Raw genomic sequence first — 2,911 nt, 5'->3', positions numbered from 1 at the left:
CATGTTGGGTGGAGCGGACAATCCAAATGGTGAATTACTGTCTTATATCATTGGCGCTGACATAAACCACTTCCTGAATATAGCGATAACTGTAAGATACCCGACGCATTTCCATAAGATGGGCTTCGCTACAGGCAGCGCCTTGCCATCTTTCCAGCTCCTGCAGTGCCTCTTTCCCTTGTGTCGCGACCTTATTGGCCCGAATAGCGACGCGGGAGGAATAGGTATCCAGCTCTTCAATAAACGATGTTTCTACCTGCTGATGGGCCAGCCAGATGCTTAAGCCGACAGGCAGCAATACTGAAAGAATCAGTACTCCCGAAATAAGGCCGACCAGATGTCGTGTTCTCACCAGTATGTCCTTATTAACACCGTGTAGGGGAAGTATATCTGATTGTGAAAAAAGGCTGGCAGGAGATAAGGAGGTAGAGCCGGTATTTCATGAAGTGATGGGTGGAAACGATCGTTGTCATTTGACCAGGCGCAGAGCTTTACACCGGGTATGTACTCCTGACTTAACATGTTGATTCGGCGCGAGCAAGGGTGAAAATATCGTAAAAAGACAGTTCACCTTTCCGGACGATCATTCTTTGCAGTTGTTCTTTATGAACATCCGCGACCCGTGGCGAATTCAATATGGCTTCAACCAGGGCGGTAGGCACAAAGCGCGTGTTGTACCATTCGCCGTTATAGCAAACGCGGAAATCCAGCACGTCGATATCTTCATAGCGGTAGCGCGGGTAGATATCGAAGAAGAAGAAACCATTAAGCAGGACAAATAATACGACCAGTAGCCAGACTGAGCCTGACAACGTTTCGGACTGCAACATCACCACCAGGGTGGCGAAAAAAGCAACGTACATGCCGATAAACAGCCCCGGATGTTTACGGATAAAACTGATACTAAAGCGGGGTTTGTTGTCGCGTTTTTCGCGGGTATTCAGAGACTCAATCGTTTCGGTCAGCAGGCGTTGTATTTCGGTCATCGTTTGCCTTCGTGGTATCTGCAACTTTCCAGGGAACACCCTATTTTAACGGGAAATAGTAGAGGAAAAGTAACGGATTTGCCATGATTTTGCATAACATTTGCTAAAATTTAGTTACAATTTTTTAATGAGTCTGGCCCACGACAACGTTGTCCGGGACATCTTTTTTATGACAACTGCACCAGAGGCTACCATGACGTTATCACCAATGGTTACACCTGGGGGGATGACCGCACGTCCACCAATCCAGACATTATTACTGATGCGAATAGGGCAGACATCAAGCAAGCATCACGCAATCGCAGTTGGCGAAAAAATTATTACCGAGAAAAATGTTATAGCCATAGTCACAGCGAAACGTTGGCTCAATATAAGCCTCTGTCACCGTACCGAATAAATCAGTGAGAATTTGCTGGCGTAATGTGTGCTCTTCTGCCAGGGAATGATTGTATCGGTGAATAAGCTGACGAGCGCGCAGGCGATCGCGAGATAACGTCTCATCTGCCGATCGATACAACTCACCAGCAATCATCTTTTCTTTTTCTGTACTCATTACTGACCTACGGCTGCTGAAAATGCGGCAACACAGTAAGACGGAAAGTCAGTGAAGAGAACGTTCCCATTACGTCTGTGTGATGAAGATCACATAGGGTATGCCTTCATGGCGAAAAGTATAAAATTCTTAATAAACAGCCAGTTATAGCTCCGAAAGCAAATTATTTAATTAGCGAATAAATTTCCATACTGAGGAAGGGATCTTGTCGTACAGTTTATTCATGGTCAATTCGGCGAGGCGGTGATCTGCGGCTGAGTAAAATACAGCCAGTTCATTATCTGATAATTCGTATTTATTTTTCTCGATAACACGCTCCAGTGTGTCAATTGTCTGACAACGACGCAAACGCATTAAATAATCAGTTTTCGTTAAAGGTTTTTCTGACATACTTCTACCTATGGTTGTAATAATTCTAACAAGATAAACTCGCAGGATTCTCTTTCGTCGCATTGACAAAACAACGGAATAGTCGATTGCCTGATTTCCGCCATTTCTGAAGAACCTGCATATTAATACCATAATTGCTGAACAACATAAAGGTGTTATCCAGATATTCGTCGATTTGCTCAATGAGCTTATTGTCTTCATTATACTTAATTTTGTAATTAAGTGCGAAGGTTGCAATATGCTCAATCAGTTCATTCAACTGGAGGTTGATCTCCGAGGTTGGGTCGTTAACCCAGCCATGATTGCTTTCTTCAAGGTTTGCAAGGCAGTCATGATACAGGGTTTCACAGAGAAACTTAAGCTGTGCGATATCATGTCTTTTGGGTGAGTATTCATCCATAACGCGTCCCCTTCTTAGCGGTTGAACTAACGGACACCTTTCGGGATGGAAAAAACTTACTGACCTGGACTTGCCTTCTCGTTTGTTAGCTTAACTATAAGCCACTCTTTGCAGGTTTTCATCGCATTATTACGAAAAATTACAATCAGGAAGGAAGCGGGATAGGACTCACTTTTTCATACTGGCACTAACCCGCAGCAGGTAAAAGCAGTTTGCTCGATTTGTTCATAACATTTCAGGATTATCACCAGATGAAATTAGTCATGCTAATACCATGAATACTCTGAATATGACGTAATAACCGATGGATGAATAAAGAATTACCGCAAATAATTAAGAAAAGCCTCTAAATGATTATGGATTATTAAATCTATTGGCGCTACTTAATCTAAATTAACTAACAATAAGTATTCTTTATGAATTTTATGCGAAGTTAATACTGGTTTTCGTATGAAATCCTGAGTTGATTGTTCAATTACTCCTTAATGTTTGTAGGTTATGTATATAAAAAAGGCCGCTGCGCGCTGAGGAATCCCCAGTAATGGGCGGGTAAAAAAAGACAGGCATAGAGTTTTGTGATCT

Annotated in this window: 3 protein-coding genes and 2 pseudogenes; all 5 read right to left on the bottom strand. The window is 42.7% G+C overall.

Going from position 1 to position 2,911, the window contains the following annotated elements; all coding sequences use genetic code 11:
• Positions 1–49: 49 nt before the first annotated feature.
• Positions 50–352: pseudogene (locus A7090_RS24275) on the bottom strand (CSS-motif domain-containing protein); the annotation flags it as partial.
• A gap of 163 nt (positions 353–515) precedes the next feature.
• Positions 516–986: a YlaC family protein gene (locus A7090_RS24270; protein WP_105275800.1), complete on the bottom strand. Its 471-nt coding sequence runs from the start codon at positions 984–986 to the stop codon at positions 516–518.
• 124 nt (positions 987–1,110) lie between these two features.
• Positions 1,111–1,539 (bottom strand): annotated as a pseudogene (locus A7090_RS24265) (maltose acetyltransferase domain-containing protein).
• Positions 1,540–1,710: 171 nt separating this feature from the next.
• Positions 1,711–1,929: an HHA domain-containing protein gene (locus tag A7090_RS24260; RefSeq protein WP_001291435.1), complete on the bottom strand. Its 219-nt coding sequence runs from the start codon at positions 1,927–1,929 to the stop codon at positions 1,711–1,713.
• A gap of 25 nt (positions 1,930–1,954) precedes the next feature.
• A complete protein-coding gene (tomB, locus tag A7090_RS24255) occupies positions 1,955–2,329 on the bottom strand; it encodes an Hha toxicity modulator TomB (RefSeq protein WP_105275799.1) in 375 nt (124 codons plus the stop codon).
• Positions 2,330–2,911: the final 582 nt, after the last annotated feature.

It is taken from the genome of Escherichia sp. MOD1-EC7003 (assembly GCF_002965065.1).
Classification (GTDB): Bacteria; Pseudomonadota; Gammaproteobacteria; order Enterobacterales; family Enterobacteriaceae; genus Escherichia.
The sequence above is the reverse complement of the archived record's forward strand: the minus strand, read 5'-3'. Positions and strand labels throughout refer to the sequence as shown.